At 47.7% G+C, this 22256-nt stretch carries 18 protein-coding genes and 3 pseudogenes; 5 read left to right on the forward strand and 16 right to left on the reverse strand.

Annotated elements, in window-relative coordinates; genetic code table 11:
• The first annotated feature begins 65 nt into the window (after positions 1-65).
• Positions 66-977, forward strand: a pseudogene (locus NST83_RS15065) (dihydrodipicolinate synthase family protein).
• 97 nt (positions 978-1074) lie between these two features.
• Here NST83_RS15065 and NST83_RS15070 read toward each other — a convergent pair.
• The 3 genes and pseudogenes from NST83_RS15070 to NST83_RS15080 form a co-directional block, all read right to left on the reverse strand.
• Positions 1075-1840 (reverse strand): annotated as a pseudogene (locus NST83_RS15070) (transposase); the annotation flags it as partial.
• Positions 1795-2154 carry a helix-turn-helix domain-containing protein gene (locus NST83_RS15075; RefSeq protein WP_342414778.1) on the reverse strand — a complete coding sequence of 120 codons (360 nt, stop codon included), beginning with the start codon at positions 2152-2154 and terminating at the stop codon, positions 1795-1797. The gene NST83_RS15075 and the pseudogene NST83_RS15070, both read right to left, overlap by 46 nt.
• A 124-nt stretch (positions 2155-2278) precedes the next feature.
• On the reverse strand, positions 2279-3547 hold the full coding sequence (locus NST83_RS15080; RefSeq protein WP_342414779.1) for a DNA polymerase IV: 1269 nt from the start codon (positions 3545-3547) through the stop codon (positions 2279-2281).
• Between the two features lie 200 nt (positions 3548-3747).
• Between NST83_RS15080 and polYB the strand changes: the two are divergent.
• The 3 genes and pseudogenes from polYB to NST83_RS15095 all read left to right on the forward strand — a co-directional run.
• A pseudogene (polYB, locus tag NST83_RS15085) lies at positions 3748-3930 on the forward strand (DNA polymerase IV); the annotation flags it as partial.
• A 394-nt stretch (positions 3931-4324) separates the two neighbouring features.
• Complete coding sequence (locus NST83_RS15090) at positions 4325-4921, forward strand: TetR/AcrR family transcriptional regulator (RefSeq protein ID WP_342414780.1); 597 nt, start codon at positions 4325-4327, stop codon at positions 4919-4921.
• The gene (locus NST83_RS15095; RefSeq protein ID WP_342414781.1) at positions 4918-6135 is read left to right on the forward strand and encodes an FAD-dependent monooxygenase; all 1218 of its coding nucleotides are present in this window, start codon (positions 4918-4920) and stop codon (positions 6133-6135) included. The genes NST83_RS15090 and NST83_RS15095 overlap by 4 nt, the downstream gene beginning before the upstream one ends.
• Positions 6136-6755: 620 nt before the next feature.
• On the opposite strand, the gene NST83_RS15100 is transcribed toward NST83_RS15095, so the two are convergent.
• From NST83_RS15100 to NST83_RS15115, 4 genes are all read right to left on the reverse strand, one after another.
• Positions 6756-7043, reverse strand: coding sequence for a stage VI sporulation protein F (locus tag NST83_RS15100; protein WP_342414782.1), 288 nt, complete (start codon positions 7041-7043; stop codon positions 6756-6758).
• A gap of 110 nt (positions 7044-7153) precedes the next feature.
• The gene (gene recG / locus NST83_RS15105; RefSeq protein ID WP_342414783.1) at positions 7154-9202 is read right to left on the reverse strand and encodes an ATP-dependent DNA helicase RecG; all 2049 of its coding nucleotides are present in this window, start codon (positions 9200-9202) and stop codon (positions 7154-7156) included.
• Position 9203: 1 nt separating this feature from the next.
• Entirely contained in the window at positions 9204-10073 is an 870-nt protein-coding gene (locus tag NST83_RS15110) for a DegV family protein (RefSeq protein WP_342414784.1), read from the reverse strand.
• A gap of 48 nt (positions 10074-10121) precedes the next feature.
• Complete coding sequence (locus tag NST83_RS15115) at positions 10122-11906, reverse strand: DAK2 domain-containing protein (protein ID WP_342414785.1); 1785 nt, start codon at positions 11904-11906, stop codon at positions 10122-10124.
• A gap of 510 nt (positions 11907-12416) precedes the next feature.
• On the opposite strand from NST83_RS15115, the gene rpmB reads away from it, so the two are divergent.
• Positions 12417-12605 carry a 50S ribosomal protein L28 gene (gene rpmB / locus NST83_RS15120; protein WP_014282288.1) on the forward strand — a complete coding sequence of 63 codons (189 nt, stop codon included), beginning with the start codon at positions 12417-12419 and terminating at the stop codon, positions 12603-12605.
• A gap of 224 nt (positions 12606-12829) precedes the next feature.
• On the opposite strand, the gene spoVM is transcribed toward rpmB, so the two are convergent.
• From spoVM to def, 9 genes are all read right to left on the reverse strand, one after another.
• Positions 12830-12910, reverse strand: a complete 81-nt coding sequence (gene spoVM, locus NST83_RS15125) for a stage V sporulation protein SpoVM (protein ID WP_014282289.1) — start codon at positions 12908-12910, stop codon at positions 12830-12832.
• 390 nt (positions 12911-13300) lie between these two features.
• Positions 13301-13969 (reverse strand): ribulose-phosphate 3-epimerase, encoded by a 669-nt coding sequence (gene rpe / locus NST83_RS15130; protein WP_137063612.1) that lies wholly within the window; start codon positions 13967-13969, stop codon positions 13301-13303.
• 4 nt (positions 13970-13973) lie between these two features.
• On the reverse strand, positions 13974-14891 hold the full coding sequence (rsgA, locus tag NST83_RS15135; RefSeq protein ID WP_342414786.1) for a ribosome small subunit-dependent GTPase A: 918 nt from the start codon (positions 14889-14891) through the stop codon (positions 13974-13976).
• An 87-nt stretch (positions 14892-14978) separates the two neighbouring features.
• The gene (gene pknB, locus NST83_RS15140; protein ID WP_342414787.1) at positions 14979-17255 is read right to left on the reverse strand and encodes a Stk1 family PASTA domain-containing Ser/Thr kinase; all 2277 of its coding nucleotides are present in this window, start codon (positions 17253-17255) and stop codon (positions 14979-14981) included.
• On the reverse strand, positions 17252-18028 hold the full coding sequence (locus NST83_RS15145; protein WP_342414788.1) for a Stp1/IreP family PP2C-type Ser/Thr phosphatase: 777 nt from the start codon (positions 18026-18028) through the stop codon (positions 17252-17254). The genes pknB and NST83_RS15145 overlap by 4 nt, the downstream gene beginning before the upstream one ends.
• Positions 18029-18034: 6 nt before the next feature.
• On the reverse strand, positions 18035-19075 hold the full coding sequence (gene rlmN / locus NST83_RS15150; protein ID WP_137063616.1) for a 23S rRNA (adenine(2503)-C(2))-methyltransferase RlmN: 1041 nt from the start codon (positions 19073-19075) through the stop codon (positions 18035-18037).
• Positions 19076-19264: 189 nt separating this feature from the next.
• Positions 19265-20680, reverse strand: coding sequence for a 16S rRNA (cytosine(967)-C(5))-methyltransferase RsmB (gene rsmB / locus NST83_RS15155; protein WP_137063617.1), 1416 nt, complete (start codon positions 20678-20680; stop codon positions 19265-19267).
• A complete protein-coding gene (gene fmt, locus NST83_RS15160) occupies positions 20677-21636 on the reverse strand; it encodes a methionyl-tRNA formyltransferase (RefSeq protein ID WP_342414789.1) in 960 nt (319 codons plus the stop codon). Before fmt ends, rsmB begins: the two co-directional genes overlap by 4 nt.
• Before the next feature lie 6 nt (positions 21637-21642).
• A complete protein-coding gene (gene def / locus NST83_RS15165) occupies positions 21643-22140 on the reverse strand; it encodes a peptide deformylase (RefSeq protein ID WP_342414790.1) in 498 nt (165 codons plus the stop codon).
• Positions 22141-22256 lie beyond the last annotated feature (116 nt).

Here is a 22256-nt window from a genome sequence, read left to right on the forward strand (position 1 = left end):
GTGTCTAATTCATTTTTATAATGTGTTTGTATTTTGAAGGTCAATTAATAAAGGAGTGTAGCATTATGTTCTGTGGATTATCTGCTTTTCCACTCACCCGAGTTAACGAGGCAGGTATTGACGAAAAAGCTTTTATGACACTGTTCAACGATTAGTTGCAGCTGGAGTAGACTCAATTGGTGCATTGGGTTCAACTGGTAATTATGCATATCTTAATCGAGAAGAACGTTTACGTGTTCTTCAACTTGCTGTCTATTCAGCTAAGGGAATTCCCGTGATGACAAGTATAAGTGCGATTCGTACTTTTGAAGTACTTCGATTAGCGGAAGATGCACAAAGAGCAGGAGCAAGTGCAGTGCTGCTAGCCCCTGTCTCCTATCAAACACTAACGAATGAAGAAGTATTTTTACTCTATGAACGTGACGAGTTCACTCTCCATTCCACTTTGTGTATATAATAATCCGAGCACCTCACATTTTCATTTCAGTGATGAGTTGCACGGTCGAATTGCTGAGCTACCTAACGTTCGTTCTATCAAGATTCCTGGAGTACCTTCAGATCCTGAAGCAGCCAAGACACGCATTAGGAAACTGCGAACGGCCATTCCTCCCCATGTAGCTATAGGAGTAAGTGGAGATTCATCTGCAGTCACTGGCTTGAATGCAGGCTGTGAAGTATGGTACTCAGTACTTGGTGGTTTGTTTCCAAAGGCGTACCAAAAAATGACCCTTTTGGCCCAGGCCGGTTTTGCTGGCGAAGCAAGACAACTCTCGGCGCTACTTGAACCAATTTGGACGTTATTTCATCAATATGGTAGCCTTCGTGTTATTTCAGCAGCAGCAGAAATAAGTGGCTTGAACTCAAGTCCCAGTCTTCCTTTACCCTTACAACCATTGAATCAATCAGCTAGAGAACACTTGGAATTCATACTAAAGGATATTCAGACTACAGAAACATCCTGTTCCCCATTCGGCTAATACCTTTTCGAAGGGGAGACTACTAAGCACGGGGTCTGTCAATAATTTTGTGTAAACTCTTTTAAGCATAGACTCCCCCGAGGAGGAAAACACGAATCTAACGCAAGTGTTGACCGACCCGATCGGGGAAAAAGACCGAAAGCTGGAGTAGCATTTGCCCCCAGTTTTGGACACGGCCTGTCCATTTTCGAGTGACATCGACGGTGGCCAGATAAAGCATTTTAAGTAGGGCTTCATCGGTAGGGAAAATGCTCTTTCCCTTCGTCACTTTACGAAGCTGACGGTGGTAACTCTCGATCATATTGGTGGTGTAGATGAGCTTGCGGATCTCAGGTGGGTACTTGAAAAAGGTAGCAAGTTCGTCCCAATGGGTCCGCCAAGAACGGATAATCAGGGGATATTGGGCTCCCCAAACTTCCTCGAAACGTTCGAGTTCAAGTAAGGCACTTTCCTCGGTAGCTGCCTTGTAAATGGGTTTTAAGTCGGCTGTTACTTTCTTAATGTCCTTGTATGACACGTAACGGGTGGAGCTGCGGATTTGGTGAATAATACACTTCTGAATTTCGGCTTGGGGATAACAGGCTGCAATCACCTGAGAGAATCGTGACATTGGAAATGAGCGTAGGGGAGACTTCAATGCCATACATCTGTCCCAGATGATCCTGGATTTCCCTAGTGCTGATCCCTTTGGCATACAGGGCGATGATTTGCTCTTCGATGCCCGTTACATTCGATGGATGCTTCTTAACGACCAGAGGCTCAAACTCACCCAGTCGGTCCCGAGGAATGGCAATGTCCTGTTCGCCGTACTCACTGACTACCGTTTTACGACTCTTTCCATTGCGACTGTTTGGAGAGAGCTTACACAATATATTTTACAGACTCGCGGAACGGAATCGACAATGGTTTGCTTCAACTGTTCCTGCTGTTCTTTGGTTAATCGAGTGGGCACTCCGGAGAAAACCTTCATTTGCAGACCCGCTAATCCGCCGATTTCATACGCCCGAATGTAGCTATTCACCGTTTCCTTGCTGCGGTTCAGGATTTCGGCAATCTCTTTAACGGATTTTCCCTTGAGATGCAAATACAACGCTTGATAGCGTTCATACATGCGGCGTTCTTTTGCTTGTTTCATCACTTGTGTTACTTCATACAGTGCCGTTTGTTTTTCCTCCATGGTGCCCCCTGCTTGTCCGTGTCGTTTTCGACAAGCTGGTTCTCATTTCCTTGCCATAGTTTGCTAAAAAATTGGGTTCAACTTATATAGATGATTAGTTCTGTTTTCCTTATCTGCGAACTGTTTATTTATAATGCCCACCAATTTTTAGGGACCTTTCCAGCGCCTGACCCGCGTTGGTCAAAGAGGAAGCTCTTACAATAGCTGCACTACCATAGCGTTCTTTAATGCTATCTGTTGCTTTTTCCAGGGAACGTGTACGCTCCTGATCTTCAAAGAAGGAGAGTTGATATGTTTGATCGTCAACCAGTTCACTTAAAGTGACACCTAGGCGTCGTATCGGCATACCATTCCAAAAATTATAAAATATTTTTTTTGCTGAGTCGTACACTTTATTCGTATTGTTAGTCGGGTCGGTAAGCTTCATTTGCCTGGAAAATCCGGTAGGAGCTTCATATGGACTGCATATACAACTGACGGTCACAACAGAGCCCATATACCCTTTACGACGGCTGTCTCGGCAAACTTCTTCGGTGAGTTCAAGCAAGATCGTTTCAATCTCATTCCTTTTCGAATAATCCTTGGGCAGGGTCATTGCATGGCCTACCGACTTTTGCGGGGAACCGAGCGTAGATGGAACAACAGGGCTATCATCCAGACCGTTAGCGCTCCTCCACATAACTTCTGCCTGGATGTCCGACTGTTTTCCAAAATGACTACGGAGTTTCGTCTTAAGCTCCGGCAAGGTCATTCTGCCGATATCTCCGATAGTTGTTATGCCAAGCCGTGCAAAATGTGCTGTCATCCGCGATCCCACTCCAAACATTTTGCTGACTGGTTGTGGCCACAATAAATGTTCAACTTCTGCTATGGGTAGTGTGAAAATCCCGTTTTTATTTTTCTTGGCCCAAATGTCAGTTGCAATTTTTGCAAGTATCTTATTAGAACTGCTTCCTATTCGAACCCAAACTCCAGTTTGTAAAAGAACATTTTGTTGAATATCTTTTGCAATAACTAATGGATCACCGAAGGTTCTTATACTACCAGAAATATCCAAGAATTGTTCATCTATACTAAACACCTCTACAAGATCGGTGTACTCCTTATATATATTCGTGATTGTTAAAGAAACATCAATATAGTATTTCATCCGCGGTCGTACGATAACAAGTTCAGGACACTTTTTCAGAGCTTCTCCCAGACGCTCTGCTGTTGTTACACCGAAACTTTTTGCAATGGGGCACGCCGCTAAAATGATTCCCGATCTACGTGAAGGATCGCCAGCCACTACAAGTGGTTTATTTTCATACTCTGGGTGAGAAGCTTTTTCCACGCTAGCGTAAAAACTTTGACAATCTGCTAAAAAAATTGTTCTCTTATCTTTTTTAATCATGTTGCACCTCCAAAAATGCAAATGAATAAGAACATACATTCCCAAGTCGATTATATACCAAACATCTGTTCCGTATACAAAGTAAATAATGGAATTAAAAAATTGTAGAGACAGCAATTAAAGAGATATCTCCACAATTTTTGTTACGAATATCATGTGCTAATCCTGCCTTTTATAAAAATGTATTGTCTATCTAGTCTCAGCCGGTTCGCAGTATGTTCGGTATTGGCTCGCGCATAGAACGGCATTTGGAGAGGCTTGGATTGCACACCATTGGAGACGTCGCACGTACTCCCTTGCCCCGGCTTCAGGACAAATTCCGGTCTCATTTCGGCAAGCAGTCAGATATTCAGGCAGAGGTTTTATGGCGAACTGCTAACGGGCAGATTTGCGTGGTGCCGCTACAAAGGAAATCGAGTCTCTTTGCCTTATGCGGTACTAGATGAAGGTGTCTCTAAATCGCTTGATGCGGAAATCGGAACATTCATCGACAACAAGAAACAGTATCATGTCAAAACCTGCGCGATTCACGAGAGCAACCTGCTTGGCCGGACGGTTATGTTGCCTTTCACAAACAAGGTTGGGATGAAGACGGTGTTGTCTACCATGATGATGAGTGCGCTAATGCATTTGATAATAATGCGAACGGTACTCTTTACTATTAAGGCAAACGAAAAATGACCCTTGTAATTTATGGAAAATGGTTGTAGAATAATCAACGTAGTACTAATTGAACTGATATAGTACTTATGGTTTTCGTGATGAGGAGTTGCTAATATGCAAGAATCCAAGACAAAACAAAAAATTGTTGATTACGCTACAAAGAAGTTTTTCACGATCGGTTTCTCCAAAATCTCGACGGATCAAATGGCGAACGAGCTTGGCATGAGTAAAGCGACATTGTACAAATATTTTCCAAAGAAGGAGGTGCTGCTTGAAGAGGTGGTTTCCCATTTCGCCCAAGAACAGCTGCGGGATATAGAACGAATTGCTTCTGATGCCGAGCTTGAATTCAGGCAAAAGATTGAGCGGTTTATGCTTGCAGTTGGGAAACGGCTCAGTACGGTGAAACAAGAAGCTATGCAAGACATCCAACGATCGGTGCCCGAAATCTATGAACAACTAATGGAATTACGCAAAAATATCATTTTGAAAAAGCTAAGCGAGCTCTTTCAACAAGGAGTGTACGACGGTTTGTTTCGCAAAGATTTGGATCAGACTTTTGTGGTGAGCGTCATCCTTGCGGCGATCGAGTCATTGGCGAATCCTGAATTTTTATCAAATTCCGCACACACCTATGAAACTGTGTTTCAAAATATACTGACGCTGATTCTCGAAGGAAATATGATCAGGGAAAGGAACGATGGGGGATGAAAACTTTGGAAACGGACGTTTGCATAGCGGGCGGTGGCCCAGCGGGCATGCTCCTAGCTCTGCTTCTGGCGAAGATGAATATTCGGGTTCACGTGCTGGAGAAACAGAAGAACTTCGATCGCGAATACCGCGGAGAGATTTTGCAACCTCGTTTTCTGCAAATGCTGGATCAGCTCGGCCTCAAAGAATATTTGGAAAAATTTCCACATGAGAAACTGAAACAAGGAGCGTTCTTTGTCCACGATCATCAAATCGGATCCATCAATTTTCAAAATGTTTACTCCGGCATCCCTTATGCCATTTCCATGCCACAGCCAGTCCTGCTGCAAGCCTTGTATGAGAAAGCAGCCGAATACCCTTCATTCGAGTTATCTTTTCATGCCTCCGTAATGAAAATGATTATGGAAGAGGGCGTGGTCAAAGGCGTTACAGTCAAATGCGTTGATGAGGAGTTCGACATTCGTGCTAAAATTACCATCGGAGCAGACGGTCGATTCTCGACACTGCGCCGATTAATGGATTATGCAATAGAGTATGAGCAGTATAGCATGGACTTGATCTGGTTTACGATTGAACACCCGGAGCACTGGGAGCGTATGCTGCGGTTTCAGATCTCGAACGGTCCGACCTGCATCATGGGCTCTAAATATGGTAATCGGCTACAGGTGGGGATCGCTTTTAAGAGGGAAGAATGGGATGCTATCAAGCAGCAAGGGATTGAAGCCTTCAAACAAACGATCATCAATACCCATCCTTATTTCAAGGATTTCGCCAGCTCGTTAACGGATTTCAAACCATTTACTCCGCTGCAATCGAAGCTTTTTATGGTCAAACAATGGGCGAAGGACGGGTGCCTTCTCATTGGGGATGCCGCCCATTGCGCTACCCCGATAGGAGCGGTAGGAGTGTCGCTTTCCTGCGCAACTGCCGTTATTGCCGCGGATGTAATTGTAAAAGCAATCAACGAGAATGATTTCTCAGCCGGAATGCTGAACCTGGTACAAAAGATTCGCGAGCCGGAAATCAGAAAGATCCACGCGTTTCAGAAAAAGATTGAGAATGTCATGGTGGACTCTCCAGTGCTGCGCAAAATTAGACCGATCGCAATTACCCTACTGGCCAAAACTCCATTGTTTACCAAAATCCAAAAACGGATGCTTCTGATGCCCACTCCTTTGCCAATCGATCCGCAGTTATCGTTCAATAAACAATGATCGGAAACATGATGTAGGAAAATAATGAGCTTGATGCGTTAAACCAACGGATACAAGTGTTCAAACACGCTCAAGGATAACATGAGCGTGGCGATGGAGCAAATCCATCGCTTATTTTGTATTTTGGCACCATGCTGAACTAAAGGGCAGTTATCTTCGATAAATCGTGACATCTGGTATAATTAATTTTAAGCAGGATATTTTTTCTAGGAGGATTTTCTATGAACAAGAAGCTGATCAAGCTCGAGAATTTATCGGTTTTCATTGCATGCATTTATGCGTATTATCGATTCGATTTCAGTTGGCTATTGTTTATCCTGCTGATCTTTACTGGATTGTCAACAGTAAATCAGACAACTTTTTTAAGGGCTTCTTGGCGATACTGAACAGGCGTCATAAATTGGCGGTCATTACAAATAAAATCTTTCTATTAACACGCAGTCTATTACCCGGGGAATTAAATACGAGCGAAGGCTACGGAATACTATGCTGAACAGAGAACAACCTGGAAATAGAGGAGCAAGCAAAAAAGGACCGCCTGACATCAGGCAATCCTTTTTCCAGCTTAGATGAGCATCGAGCATTCAAAGAGATTTTAGAGACATCCTACGTATGTCCGGTTAACGAAACATCCCCCACAGCTTAATCAGATGGAACGTATTAGACGGATCGATCTTTTGCGCCAGTACGAATGCCGTCAATTGTTCTTCCTGTGCAGCCGTCAGCCGCTCGTTCAAAATAGCGGAAGTGGACTTCACAAGTTGACGTACCTTGGCTTTGTTTTGCAGGTCCGTCTTGGTCACGCCTTCGATCTGCTGCTTAACCCGCTCCTTAAGCGCACGATTTTTCATTTTCAACTTAATCCGCTCCACCAGTTGCGGACTGATTCCATATTGCTGATAGCTCAATGTTACCGCACCTCCCATATCATTCGGTCATTCCCAAATATATGACGGCCAGCCTGTCCATTGTGCCTACTGTTTAAAACTATATAAACAACCTTATGATTCGAGGTGTATTAGTCGATAAGATCACCCTGGAAAATCTGCTCTTTTTGCAAATAGCCACGTAATGCTGCATACTGCGGAGATGTCCAAAAGGACGAATCCGCGATCAAACCAGTCGCATCCTCACGTGCCTTTTCCAGCACCTCAAAATCCGCTACCATATCTGCTAACCGAAACTCGGGCAGCCCACTTTGCTTGGTACCGAAAAAGTCACCCGGCCCTCTCAAATCCAAGTCACGTCTAGCCACCTCAAAACCATCGTCCGTATCGGTCATAACCTTCATCCGCTCCCGACCCACCTCAGACTTGGGATCAGCGACCAGCACACAGTACGAGGCATGTGCCCCCCGTCCGACACGTCCACGCAACTGATGCAACTGGGACAAGCCAAAGCGGTCGGCATCCATAATGATCATTAGCGTCGCATTCGGCACATCTACACCCACCTCTACAACTGTCGTTGAAATGAGTAACTGGACTTCATTGCCATAAAAAGAACGCATAACCTCTTCCTTTTCAGCAGGAGTCATTCGTCCATGCAGCAGACCGACGCGGTAATGTGGGAAAGCCTGCTGCATTTGAATATGCAGATCGATGGCATTCTGTACATCCAGTTTCTCGGACTCCTCAATTAACGGACAAATCAGATAAGCCTGTCGTCCCTGATCCACCTCACGGGAAATAAATCCGAGCACACGATCCATCAGCTCATGCTTTACCCAATACGTAGAAATGGGAATACGCCCCTTTGGCCGCTCTGACAACGTAGAGACATCCATATCGCCAAAAGCAGTGATGGCCAGCGTACGCGGAATCGGTGTTGCCGTCATTGTAAGAACATCGGGATTATAACCCTTGCGACGCAATATACTACGCTGATTTACACCAAATCTGTGCTGCTCATCCGTTACAACCAGCCCAAGCTGGCGGAAATACACATCTTCCTGAATAAGGGCATGCGTGCCCACCACAATATCCAGCAGACCCATCTGGAGCGATGCCAGCAGTTCCTTACGCTTCTTCCCGGTTGTACTGCCCGTCAACAACCCCACACCAATCCCAAACGGTTCAAATAGCTTGTGAAGCGATCGCATATGCTGCTCAGCCAAAATTTCTGTTGGTACCATCAACGCCCCTTGAAAACCGGAACGCACCGTAGCAAACAAGCCGATGGCCGCAACCACGGTTTTCCCTGACCCAACATCTCCTTGAAGCAGACGGTTCATACAATAGGGCGACCGCAGATCACGCAGTATTTCAAGCTCGACTTTCTTCTGAGCATCCGTCAGCTCAAACGGCAAGGCCCTCACAAATTCGCGTACCGTGGCATTATCCACCGTATGTACGACCCCGTCTGCCCGGCCGCGATTCAACGCACGGAATGCCTGCATTTTTAGCTGAAATAAAAACAGCTCTTCATATACCATCCGACGCCGGGCCTCTTGCCCCTCTCGATTGTCCTGAGGCTGGTGTATACCTGCAATTGCCTGCTTACGCGGCATCATACTGTAATTACGCACAAGCGACTCCGGCAAAATTTCGGGAATCATTTCACCAAACTGTTGGAGTGTCTGGTTCATCGTCTTACGCATCCAGGTCTGCGTAATCTTGCCACCTATGGAGTACACAGGCTGAATCGTTCCCGAACGAGCGACTCCTTTATCGGGAAACTCGGAATCCGAAACGGTCATCTGCATCCGTTTCAGATCCCATTTGCCAGTCACTACAATTTCACGGCCTGACGTTAACTGCTCCTTCAAAAAATGACGATTGAACCACGTAGCTGTAAACATCCAGTCCTCAGCCATCAATTTACAAGTCAATCTGGATTTGCGCCCATAGCGCTGAAGCACCGGAATGCCCAGAATTTTAGCCTGCACCGTAATTTTATCTCCGTCCTTCACTTCGCTCAGCGAACGCAGACTGTAATCCTCATACCGGAACGGATAATATTCCAGCATGTCCTGCACGTTAGAAATGCCAAAAGCGTGAAGCTCTCCTTCTTTGAGAGCGCTCACGCCGTGTATTTGTTTCAAAGGTATTTGATCCAGCTGTAACATATTACCTCTCATCTCCGGCCGGCCATGCAAAAATGGCAATCGTTCCGGGCCCCACATGGGCTCCGATCGCAGCGCCAACTTCCGTATATATTCGCTCTCCCAGCTCAAAGTGTTCTGCCAACTGTGCCTCGAACGCTTCTGCTGCCGGACGATCTGCCGTATGGCCCACAGCAATATTAATTTTTTGGCCCTTTAAATCCCGTTCCAGCAATTCAATGATTCGTGCTGTTGCTTTTTTATGTCCTCTTGCCTTGTCTGCCGAATAAATGATGCCTTCCTTGTCCATCGAGAGAATCGGCTTAATATTGAGCAGGGTGCCAATCATGGCTGCTGCTTTGCCGATACGCCCCCCTTTTTGCAAGTATTCCAGCGTATCCACCAGAAAATACAAGCAAAGACGTTCCTGACGATGCTCTAAAGCTTGAACGATATCAGCCGGGGAATGCCCAGAAGCCGCCAGCTCTGCCGCATAGACCACAAGCATACCATATCCGTACGAGGCCAATTTGGAATCTAGCACAGTTATTCTGTCTTCATGCTTCTCCAGCATGGATTTACCCAGCAGAGCGGACTGATACGTTCCACTCACGCCGGAAGACAAATGGATGGAAACGATCTGGTTGTCGGGATGTTGCTCCAACAGCGTAGTGAATGTCTCCAAAAAGCGGGCTGGTGAAGGCTGTGACGTCGTAGGTAGCCCATCAGCCCGTACCAGTTCGCTGTAAAATTGCGCGGCAGACATCTCAATGCCGTCAAGGTAAGTCGTGTTTCCGAACATCACCGTCAGCGGCACAATGACTATCCCGAGACGGTCTACCAGTTCCTGTGGAATATCAGCCGTGCTATCGGTCACAATGATGGTGTTGCTCATCGGTCAGACCTCCTTTTGTGGTGAACTTTTATGACGCTCTACAGCCCATTAAGTTTCCACCGAGAACAGGTAAGGATAAATCGGCTGACCGCCTTCATGAACTTCCACTTCAGCATCCGAATAATTTTCTTCAAGCCATGCGACGAGCTGCTCTGTATCTTCTTGCTGCGCATCCGAACCTGTGAGAATCGTAACAATCTCATCACCATTCACCAACATTTTGGTCAGCAAAAGACGAGCAGTTGCGATTAATTGTTCATCGGTCGCTACAATTTTGGAATCCTGAATACCGATATAATGGCCGGCCGTAATCTGCAGGTCATCAAGCGTCGTATCCCGTACTGCATAGGTTACCTGCCCTGATTTCACGCGGCTGACCGCGTCCCGCATGCTGTCCTGATTGGCCTCAAAGGCTTCCTCCTCCTGAAAAGCGAATGCCGCAGCAATACCCTGAGGAATCGTTTTGCTCGGAATAACCGACACTAGGCGCTCCATCTCCAGCAGTTCACGGGCCTGCTCTGCCGCTAGAATAATATTGGAATTATTCGGCAGGATAAAAATGTGCTGAGCCGCAATCGAGCGAGCCGCATTAACGAAGTCTTCCGTACTCGGATTCATCGTTTGACCACCGGAAAGGACAACATCCACACCTAAGCTTCTAAAAATATCAGCAATCCCTTCTCCTGGAGCCACTGCTATGAAGCCATAGGGTGCCAGCTCATGAGCCGGTGGCTCAGATGGCTCCTCCTCACGTGCAGGCTCTGCCGGTATTTCAGCAAACCACTCAGGCTCAGGAGCGCCATCCATACCCGCAGACAACAAATCACGATGCTGCTCGCGCATATTCAGAATACGGATCTGTGTAATTTCCCCGTAACGTAGCGCCAGATTCAACACTTCGCCCGGAGCCTTGGAATGAACATGAACCTTAATAACATCATCGTCAGAAATAACAATGATAGAGTCTCCATCCACAGATAACGCTTTCCGGAAGGCTTCCTCATCAAAGTCCGTACCTTGGGCTTCTCCCAATTGTCGATTAATAAAAAATTCCATATCATATAAAAATTCAATATTTTCCGTTTCAAGCTTCGCCTGCGCCGAAATCGGCGCATCCGGTGAAGGAGCAATCGCTTGCGCTGTCGGTCTCTCGGATACATGAGGAGCATAAGCAGTGCGTACATTCTCCCCTTTTACACTTGGAGCTGTCACCAAACCGCTTCCAAGATGCTGCATGAACCCTTCATAAATATACACAAGTCCTTGTCCACCCGAGTCCACAACCCCAACTTGCTTCAGTACCGGAAGCATGTCCTGCGTCATGGCAAGCGTTTCCTTCGCTTTGGTAAGCACTTCTTCCATCAGTTCAGTAATGTCATTCGTTCGGCGTGAAAAAAACACAGCTTGCTTGGCCGCTTCCTTCGCCACGGTAAGAATTGTACCCTCCACCGGCTTAACTACCGCCTTGTAGGCCGCATCCACCCCGCTCTGCAATGCCGATGCGAACTGAAGGGTATTCAATTCCTCGTATGGGGCAGCGTAACGGCTAAAGCCACGAAACAACTGAGACAGGATAACCCCTGAGTTGCCGCGGGCTCCCATCAGCAAACCTTTGGATAATATGCCGGACATGACACCGATGGAGGAAGAATCCCCCCTCTTTAATTCTGTTACGCCCGCGCTCATCGTCAAATTCATGTTAGTTCCTGTGTCACCGTCCGGCACCGGAAATACATTAAGTGAATTGACGTGTTCCGCATGCTGCTGTAATTGTTCCGCCCCGGCTAAAACCATTGCGGTAAAATCTGTACCATTCAAAGAACGATTACTCAAGAGAATTCCCCTTCCTAGCTTAATACACTTGTTTTGCCATCAGCCTTCCGCATCGTCATGTTCATCTGCGGACAGGTTCAATTGAATTATACTAAAGCCAGACGACGAATACGAATGTCACACTTTCGTAAGCTTTTCGTACTCACGGCCTGATCAGCCTTCTACAGGTCATATATATGAAAAACCAGTCAACCACCCGACACTGAAACATCGGCTGGAATGATAAATATGGTTCCGCCTCTGATCTGTCCGGCATGACTGGAATAAGAATTCACATTCCAACTATTACAAGAATAATCACAGCAATAGCTATCCCATATTGTACTATAATGCGTAAGAGAAATAAATAAAGTTTTTGAATCGGTTGACGGAGCTTTTTTGACTATGATATTATATATAAGTATTGTTTTGTTCAGGTTAGTGACTTACAAAGTCCGACTGACCCAGTCGGCCTGAAGAGCGACCCGTTCCATACGGAACTTGGTTATTTTCAGAATAGGAGGTGGAATCATGTCTCGTAAATGTTCTGTAACAGGCAAAAAGCCTGGCACCGGTAACCACGTATCTCACGCTAACAACCGTAATCGCCGTACTTGGGGCGTCAACGTACAGAAAGTTCGTATTCTCGTTAACGGTAAACCGAAACGCGTTTATGTCAGCACTCGTGCATTGAAAGCCGGTAAAGTAACTCGCGTGTAGTCGCAAAAAAATAATGTTATAAACAAAAGGCACCTCGTTTTAAACGGGTGCTTTTTTGGTTATTCAAAATGTTACGTCCATTTGGTCCTTGATGTCAAAATGTCAGGCATCTTCCCGCGCGTTCCTGCCATTTGCTGCCGAGCTATCTCTTTGTTGCTGTGCCCGGGAAGCATGCCCTGCGTACCTTGCTCTTCATTTTGCATCCTGTGTATGTTACGTGAAATTCAGCTTTTCTGGAATGTATTCAGAATGGCTTTGACGAATCCACCCAGAAATCTTGGCAGCTTGATTGTATAAAACTTCATGCTTCACCCTCCCCATCATCCTCATGCATCCGTTCTCTGTAGTTTATGCAACCTGTCAAGGGTTGTTGCCATACAAAAAAAGGCTACATGAGAATCCCGCTCATGTAACCATATTTATGCACATCTATCCCACGCTATACCATTAGACAAGTCCACGAACATACAGATATGCTGAGAGTATGAAAATAAATAGGATATAATAAAGCACGCTGCTTATTACAAAGCCGATACGCAAACCGCGCCGTTCATTTTTACGAAAATAAAACAGCACAATCAGAACGGCAACGAGTGAAAGAAGGGCATTCCAAGGAGCCTTCACCAGTGAGAAGCAACTTAGGATCACACCTGTCGACATACTCGCTCCCGTCATCCACAGCGCTTCGGTCAGCTTCACTTGGACAAATGAGCTGCACTGTCCCGAATAGCCGCAATAGCCGCTCCACGGTCCACTCTGCCAAATACTGCACTACCAGCTACCAGAACGTCAGCTCCTGCTTCAAATACGGCTGGTGCCGTCTCCTCGGCGATGCCACCGTCTACCTCGATATGTACATCCGGACGGCCGATTTCATTCAACCATGTGCGAATCTGTCTGATTTTATCCAGTGTCTCCGGAATAAAAGACTGTCCCCCAAACCCAGGGTTAACTGTCATAACCAGAATCATATCTACATTTGGCAGCACTTCCTTGATCGCATATGGTGAAGTGCCCGGATTGAGGGCCACACCCGCAAGAGCACCTTGCTGCTTGATCAAATGAATGACCCCGTGCAGATGAACACAAGCTTCGGCATGAACGGTGACGATATTAGCTCCTGCCTTCACAAAATCCCCGATGTAACGTTCAGGATGCTCAATCATCAGATGAACGTCCAGAGGAAGGCTCGTATGCGGACGAATAGCCTGAACGATAGGAGGCCCTAAGGTAATGTTGGATACAAAATGACCATCCATAACATCCACATGAATCCAGTCAGCTCCTCCTGCTTCAGCTTCCGCAACTTCACTGCCCAAACGAGCAAAATCAGCGGATAAAATCGACGGTGCTATTTTTAACATATGCTCAGTACCTCCGCTTTTTTTCTTTTAATTCCTGATAAAACTGTAAATAGCTATCATATCGGCCCTGCGAAATATGTCCTTCTGACAAGGCCTCTCTCACTTTACAGCCAGGTTCGTGAATATGGGTACAGCCACGGAATTTGCATCCTTCTGCGTACTCCTGAAATTCACGAAAACATGGGGATAATTCATCCACGCCCAGCTCCAGAAAATCCAGTTGGCTGAAACCTGGTGTATCTGCTACAAAACCGCCATTGTCGAGTGGAATTAATTCTACATGACGAGTCGTGTGCCGTCCTCGGCCCAACTTATTACTAATGGCACTCGTCTCCAGCGTTAGGCCAGGTTCCAGCGCATTCAGCATGGAAGACTTCCCAACACCCGACTGTCCAGAAAAAACGCTGATTTGACCAGCCAATAGCTTCTTAAGCTCAGCCGTACCTTCTCTGGTACGCGCACTGGTCACCAGCACCCCATAACCAATCTTCCGGTACATTTCCTGAACAGCCAAAACCGTCTCATCCTCCGAAGAGCTACCCTCATACAAATCGCGCTTTGTCAGACAGATAATTGTATCCAGCCCGGCGTGCTCAATATGCACCAAAAACTTGTCCAGCAGCGGCAGATTTAAATCCGGCTCACGCAAGGAAAACAACAGTACGGCAAGCGTAGTGTTAGCCACTGGTGGGCGAATGAGCTCCGTCGTGCGCTTCCGAATCTCATTAACCATACCTTCCCCGTTTTCCGTCAGTTCGTAAACGACCCGGTCGCCGACAAGCGGCGTAATCTCTTTTTTCTTAAAAATTCCGCGTGCTCTGCATTGTACCGTAGCTTCGCCGGATACCGGCCGCCCATTCTGATCCAGACTGGAGACATAATAATATCCGCTGAGCGCCTTGACGATCAGACCTTCAGGCATGTGTAAGCTGTCCTCCTTTAAGTGTTAAGCTTCCCAAATTGGAATAGTGAACGCTAACAACGGATAGTATACTGACCTCCGACAAGATTACTGATGCTTTACAGCCTCAATGGCTTCACCCTGTTTTTTGTGGAGGCCCTTTTCCTTACCTGAATGGTTTGTGTGTTTAACAGCATACTCACCACGCGCTAGGCCCGTGGAGCCCGTTTCGGGGGCAAGAGCGGACGGTTCACCGTTACTATTTGTACCATCCTGATTGCTTGGGTCACCCCCGGTATTACCATCATTTGAAGTATCCCCGCTATCCCCTTGTTCGCCACTGCCATTCTGTGAAGAAGTACCTTCTGGCGTTTCTATCGGTGTAGCTCCAGCAGGCGGAGCGATTTGAGGCATCGTCACCGTTCCATTCTTCGCGTCAATATAAGAAACGGGATACGTATCAACAAATTGTCCATCTCTGTATACAGAGACAACACTGTCCTTGTTCGGAGCCAGCAACAGATTAATAGTGAACACTTGTGTCGTATTAATCGTACGGCTTCCCCATTCCTGATTTTCTCCGCGTGCATCCGTATAAGTAATACGAATCTTGCTGTTTTTACCCTCTTCCTTCGGCGCAACTGGCACATTAAATGGCAGTGTAATCGCTTCTGGCGGATAACCAGTGCTTACATAAAACGTAATTTCCGTATTTGGAGGCAAATCAGTGCCAGCCTCTGACGGCCACTGCTTGGTTACTTTGCCTTTTTCCTGCTCATAGCTGAATTCCTCTTTGACTGAGCCAACCTTCAACCCAGCACTTTTGACCTCATTTTCCGCTTCTTTCTGCGTCTTGCCTACCAGATTTGGCATTTTCACTGTAGCTGCACCCTTGCTGACCGTCAGCACCACCTGTACCGTATCTTTATCAAAGGATTCATTCGCCGCTGGTGTCTGACTTAGGACGGTTCCTACGGGCTTATCACTAAACTGCTCACTCCGCTGAATCTGTGTCTCCTTAATTTGCTGGGAGGTCAACAGCTTGACAGCATCATCATAGCTCTGCCCTTTGACATCCGGCATCGGAGTAAGCGGCTTGGCAATCCCTACTTTCAGCTCAATTTCTGTTCCCTTCTTAACCACAGATTTCTCTGGATAACTCTGATAGAAAACAACTCCGGGCGCAATCCCGTCCTTATATTCATGCTTAATCGGGTCCTTAACGGTCAACCCGGACTGACTGATCAACAGCTTGGCCTGATCCTCGGTCTTGGTCACTACATTCGGCACTTCAACGTCAGGGACAACGAGCAGATTTTGTACATAGTACACCACGCCACCCATACAAAGAAGCAACACGAGCACCAGAGTTACCCACAAAATCGGCTTCTTCTTACTTTTTTTAGCTGTTTGCTTGCTCGGAAGCTTTTCCAAATCACCAGATTGGGCGGGCACATCGTCTCCACTGGAGGACACTCCCATCTGCTGAGGCTTAATAGCCGGAATAACCCGCGTTTGATCCTCATCATCCATATGTGTGAATTCCAGTTTCGATTCATTACGTCGTCCTGGCAACAGGCATGTCTCCAAATCTTTTAGCATTTCATCCGCTGATTGATAACGCTCCTCTGGATTCTTGCGCATGGATTTTAAAATGACGTTTTCCACACTTTGCGGAATCAGTGGATTAATTTTGCGCGGTTCCTCAAACTCCTCTTGCAAATGCTTGAGTGCTACACTGATCGGGCTTTCCCCCAGAAAAGGGAGCTGCGCCGTCAGCATTTGGTATAAAACAATCCCAAGAGAATATAAGTCCGATTTCTCGCCGGTGACGACTCCCTTCGCATGCTCAGGTGAAAAGTAATGGACAGAGCCCACAACAGAGCCTGTCTGGGTAATCGTCGTTGACGTGACGGCTCTAGCAATCCCAAAATCGGTTACCTTGACCCGTCCGTTGCGCCCGATCAATATGTTATGCGGCTTAATATCCCGGTGAATAATCTGATTTTGGTGAGCGTGCTCCAGTGCATCACAAATTTGAGAAGCAATCCGTACCGCTTCATCCACTTGCAGTGGGGCACGTTCCTTAATAATTTCGTTCAGATTTTTTCCTTCCACGCACTCCATTACAATATAATGGATTTCATCCTCTTGGCCGACATCATAAATACTGACCACATTCGGATGGGAAAGCGAGGCTGCAGACTGTGCCTCACGCCGAAACCGGCGAATAAATTCATCATCATGGACAAATTGCTGGCGCAGCACCTTGACCGCCACATTACGATTCAGCAAAATGTCTTGAGCCCTGTATACCAGCGCCATACCGCCGCCGCCGATGCGCTCAATAATTTCGTATCTTCCCCCAAGCAGGTGCCCGATCATGCGTCACACCCCTTTTCACTCAATGAAACTGTGTCATCGGGCAATTCAAACAAAGCTACTGTGATGTTGTCGTCGCCTCCGGCAAGCAGCGCCAGATGCAGCAGACGATCCGCTCGTTCCTCCAGAGGATTCTCGGCGGCACCTACTACTTTACTAATTTGCTCCTCCGTCACCAGATTACTCAGCCCGTCGCTGCACAGTAACAGCACATCGCCTTTTTCCAGAGAAATGGAGTCAATATCCACTTGCACCTCGGAATCAGTGCCCAGCGCCCGTGTTAACACATTGCGACGGGGATGATTCTCCCGCTCTTCCTTGCTGATCTGACCGTTTTTGAATAACTCATTGACCAGTGTGTGATCTTCCGTAATTTGACGTACCACTCCGTTAGAAATCACATAGGCACGGCTGTCCCCGATATGTCCGATAATCCCGGAGGCATCGTTTAGCAAAACGGCTACAACTGTTGTCCCCATATTATGATACTTATCATCATGGGCAGCCGTCTGGAAAATGACTTCATTAGCATGCAAAATAGCGTCGCTAAGCGCCGCAGCCAAAGAGTGCGCGGATAACCCGCTTTCCAGCGTCGCCAAATCAGCGGCAAGTGTTTCTACCGCAAGGCGGCTGGCCGTATCACCGGCCAAATGCCCCCCCATGCCATCGGCAACAATTCCCAGAATATATCCCTGCTCCAAGTGCCTGATCCAGGCAGAATCCTCATTCACCGAACGTACACGTCCGACGTGGCTGACATGAACTGTTTTGATCAAATGGTCTCACCCCAACTCCATATGCTTTGCACGCAACTGGCCGCACGCAGCGGCGATATCATGACCCTGCTCACGCCGGATCGTCACATTGACGCCTTTCTCGGCAAGAATGCGCTGGAAATTAAAAATATCGCTGCGCGATGTGCGCACATACTTGCGCTCAGGCACATGGTTAACCGGAATCAGGTTGACGTGGCACAGCATGTCCTTCAGCACGTCCGCCAGTTCTTCAGCATGTTCCGCCTGATCATTCACTCCGCCAATCAAGGCATATTCAAACGAAATTCTCCGGCCTGTTTTAGCAAGATAGTAGCGAAGCGATTCCATAACATCCTGAAAAGGATAACGCCGATTTACAGGCATCAGCTTGGAACGAAGCGCATCATTAGGCGCATGAATGGATATTGCCAGATTAATCTGGGTATCCTCGTCCGCGAATTTGTAGATATTCGGCACGATACCGCTGGTCGACACCGTGATGTGACGCTGACCAATATTCAGACCCTTTTCATGAATCATCGTACGCAAAAATGTCATGGTCGCTTCATAGTTTTCAAAAGGCTCACCCGAACCCATAATCACGATGCTGCTCACACGCTCATTCGTCTTATCCAAAATTTTCTGTGCCTGAACGACCTGCGCGGTAATTTCACCAGCGGTCAGGTTACGTTTGAGTCCGCCAAGCGTCGAAGCGCAGAATGTACAGCCGATCCGGCAGCCCACTTGAGTCGTTACACAAATACTGTTTCCGTAATTGTGTCTCATAATAACTGTCTCGATAGCATGATCATCATGCAGACCAAACAGGAATTTTACCGTACCGTCCTTCGACTCCAGCTTTGTAATTTCATGAAGCGTCACAAAGCTGAACTGATCCTCAAGCTTCTCTCTCAGCGACTTGGACAAATTCGTCATCTCGCTGAAATCATTGACCCGCTTTACATACAGCCAATCAAAAATTTGACCTCCGCGAAAAGGAGGCTCGCCATTGCGCTTGGCCCAATCCTGCAACTCCTCCAGAGTTAAATCATATATAAAAGGTTTCATCAATGTTTACACCCGTTCCTTCTTCATTAAATTCTGTTTCATTCTCACAGACAGTGTTTTTCATTCTTCCTATTTTAGCACAAATCCCTGAGAGGGTAAAAATTTTTCATCCCAATGCAAAAACCGCCGGATGATGTCCGGCGGAATGTGGAAATGTTGGTGGTGGACTGCCTGCGGGATTCTTACGAACTACTTCACCCGGCGCAGACGTGCGATATAAAATCCGTCACTGTGAAAATGCTGTGGCAACAGCTGTATCGAGCCGCGCTGTGCATAGTCCATACCATCAGTTACGTCTGATAAGAAATGTCCCTCTGCCAGCTCATATTCGGGATGCTCACTTAAAAAGCGGGTGATTTGCCCCTCATTTTCATCCGGTTCAATCGTGCATGTACTGTACACCAGAATACCGCCCGGCTTCAAAAGCCCGGCTACGCTGTCCAACAATTCATGCTGGAGCTGTGTGATGTCGCGGACATCCCGTGAAGTTTTACTCCAGCGCAAATCAGGCTTACGGCGGATCACTCCAAATCCGGAGCATGGCGCGTCGAGCAAGACGCGATCAAATGATGCCGGAGCATAACGATTTTTCAACTCAAGTGCGTCCCCGGTGACCGTTTCCACGGCATCCAGCCCTAACCGGTCCGCCTGTTCCTGGATTAGCCGATGTTTGTGAGCATGCAGATCGTTGGCGATAATCCGGCCCTGATCCTTCATCAACTCAGCCATATGAGCTGTTTTGCCGCCCGGAGCAGCGCAGCAATCCAGTACCAGCATATCCGGCTCAGGTGCAACCGCCTCGGCAACGAGCATAGAGCTTTCATCCTGCACGGACAGCAAGCCGTCCGTATACCAAGAAGTGAGGGCCATATTTCCGCCGCTGCGAACGACAATTCCGTAAGGGCTAACCGCCGATGGAACAGCATCCAACCCCTTCGCAACCATCTCGTTCAAGAGCTGACCACGACTAGTCATTGTCGTGTTCACCCGAACGCTGACCGCAGGTGGCTCATTATTAGCGCGGCAGATGGCTTCCGCAATATCCACACCGTATTGCTTGATCCAGCGCTTGACCAACCACTGTGGATGGGAATACTCCAATGCAATCCGTTCCTCGGCTGACAGCCCGTCAGGAATGCGAAGCTTGTCCGGCTCACGCAGCATGCTGCGCAGCACGCCGTTGACCATACCCGAAATCCCCTGGTGTCCACGCCGCTTGGCAATAGTCACTGCTTCACTAACGACTGCATGATCCGGAATGCGATCCAGATATACGATCTGATACACACTCATTCGCAGCAACGAACGTACCCAAGCTTGGAGCTTGGCCGTTCCTTTCTGAACAAACTTGTTCAAAAAATAATCCAGCGTATTCCGGCGTGCAACCGTACCGTATACAAGTTCCGTAGCCAAGCCAGCGTCACTCGCGGACAAGCCCGCCTGTTGAAGCCGACGGTTCAGCTCAAGGTTGCTATATGCACCCTCCTGCTCAACCCCTGTCAGCACGTCCAACGCAACTTCCCTAGCCGTCTGGTTACGGGTCTTGCCTGCTCTTGCACCAGCGTCCCTGCCTTGGCCTCCCTGACGGGAGTGACCGCCGCTCACCCGAGCACCGTGCCCGGCTTCATCTGGCCGCCACGAGCAAAGTTCCCGGCTTCCATAACCTTCTTGCCTGCCGGCTGTACCTGTGTCAGCCAGAGCGTACCCTTGCCCGTCTGCACCTCAATACCACGGGCAGACAATTGCAGAACTGTCCCGGGTGCCGGAGCATTCGCATCAGCCGCTTCACCATGGATGGAAGGCTGCTCAGCCGCCCATATTTTAAAAATATTTTCTTCCCACAGCGTAAATGCACCTGAAAACGGAACCAGCCCGCGAATCCGGTTATATATTTGCTGCGCACTGTCATTCCACGGAATACGCTCATCGTCGCGGTTCAAGTTCGGAGCATAGGTTGCCTCATCATCGTTTTGCGGTGTACGACCCGATTGCCCTGCCAGCAGCTTGGGCAGCTCATCCTGTAAAAGCTTCGACCCAGCTATGCTCAGCTTCTCAAACATCGTACCGGATGTATCCTCCGGTTCAATAGCAACCTCTACCCGGGATATCATATCACCGGTATCCAATCCTTCCGCCATATACATCAGCGTCACGCCTGTAACGATTTCCCCGTTAATAATAGCACGCTGGATCGGGGCTCCTCCCCGATAACGGGGAAGCAGCGAACCATGTACGTTAAGACAGCCGAAACGGGGCAAGTCCAATACGGATTTAGGCAAAATCTGCCCATAAGCCGCTGTTACGATCAGATCCGGACGCAGCTCCGCCACCTGAGCCACCGCTTCCGGCTGGCGCAAGCGGGTCGGTTGAAGCACGGGCAATCCGCGCTTCTCCGCCGCTTCCTTGACTGGCGTAGGCGTTAATATTTTTTTCCGTCCCTGCGGCTTATCCGGCTGCGTAATGACACCGACTACGTTGTAGCCATTGTCCAACAGCATGTTCAACGAGGGCACAGCAAAATCCGGTGTGCCCATAAAGACGATACGAATGTCTTGACTCATCGAACCTCACTCCCCTGTCTGACGGTTCGGTCCTGGCTGTTCCGGAGCAACCTCATATACTTTTTCCGCAATATCCGTAAATAAAACTCCGTTCAAATGGTCAATTTCATGTTGAAAAGCGCGGGAAAGCAATCCGGTTGCTGTCACTGTAATCGCCTTACCCTCACGGTCCAGTCCCTTGACGGTAACCTTCTCGGCACGACGCACATCACCATTTAACCCAGGAATGCTCAAGCAGCCCTCAGCACCCAATTGCTCACCTTCTTCGGACACAATTTCAGGATTAATCATTTTAATTAAACCATGCTCATCCCCGGCATCCACAACGATTAGACGCTTCAAAATCCCTACCTGTGGAGCCGCAAGGCCCACTCCCTCAGCCTCATACATAGTATCTGCCATATCGTCGAGCAGCTTTTGCACGTTAGGTGTGATTTTAGTAACTTCCTTTGCTACTTTGTGCAACACATCATCCGGTTCCAACACTATAATTCTAATTGACATGACTATAGAACACCTTCCTCTTTATCCTTCATTTAAGCTTCGTCGTATTCACAACAAGCGCGACTGCTACATTATCCTATGTACGGACGGCTTGTCCGCATTAACTGTGCCGAAAA

This window comes from Paenibacillus sp. FSL R10-2782 (genome assembly GCF_038592985.1).
Taxonomy (GTDB): Bacteria; Bacillota; Bacilli; order Paenibacillales; family Paenibacillaceae; genus Paenibacillus; species Paenibacillus terrae_C.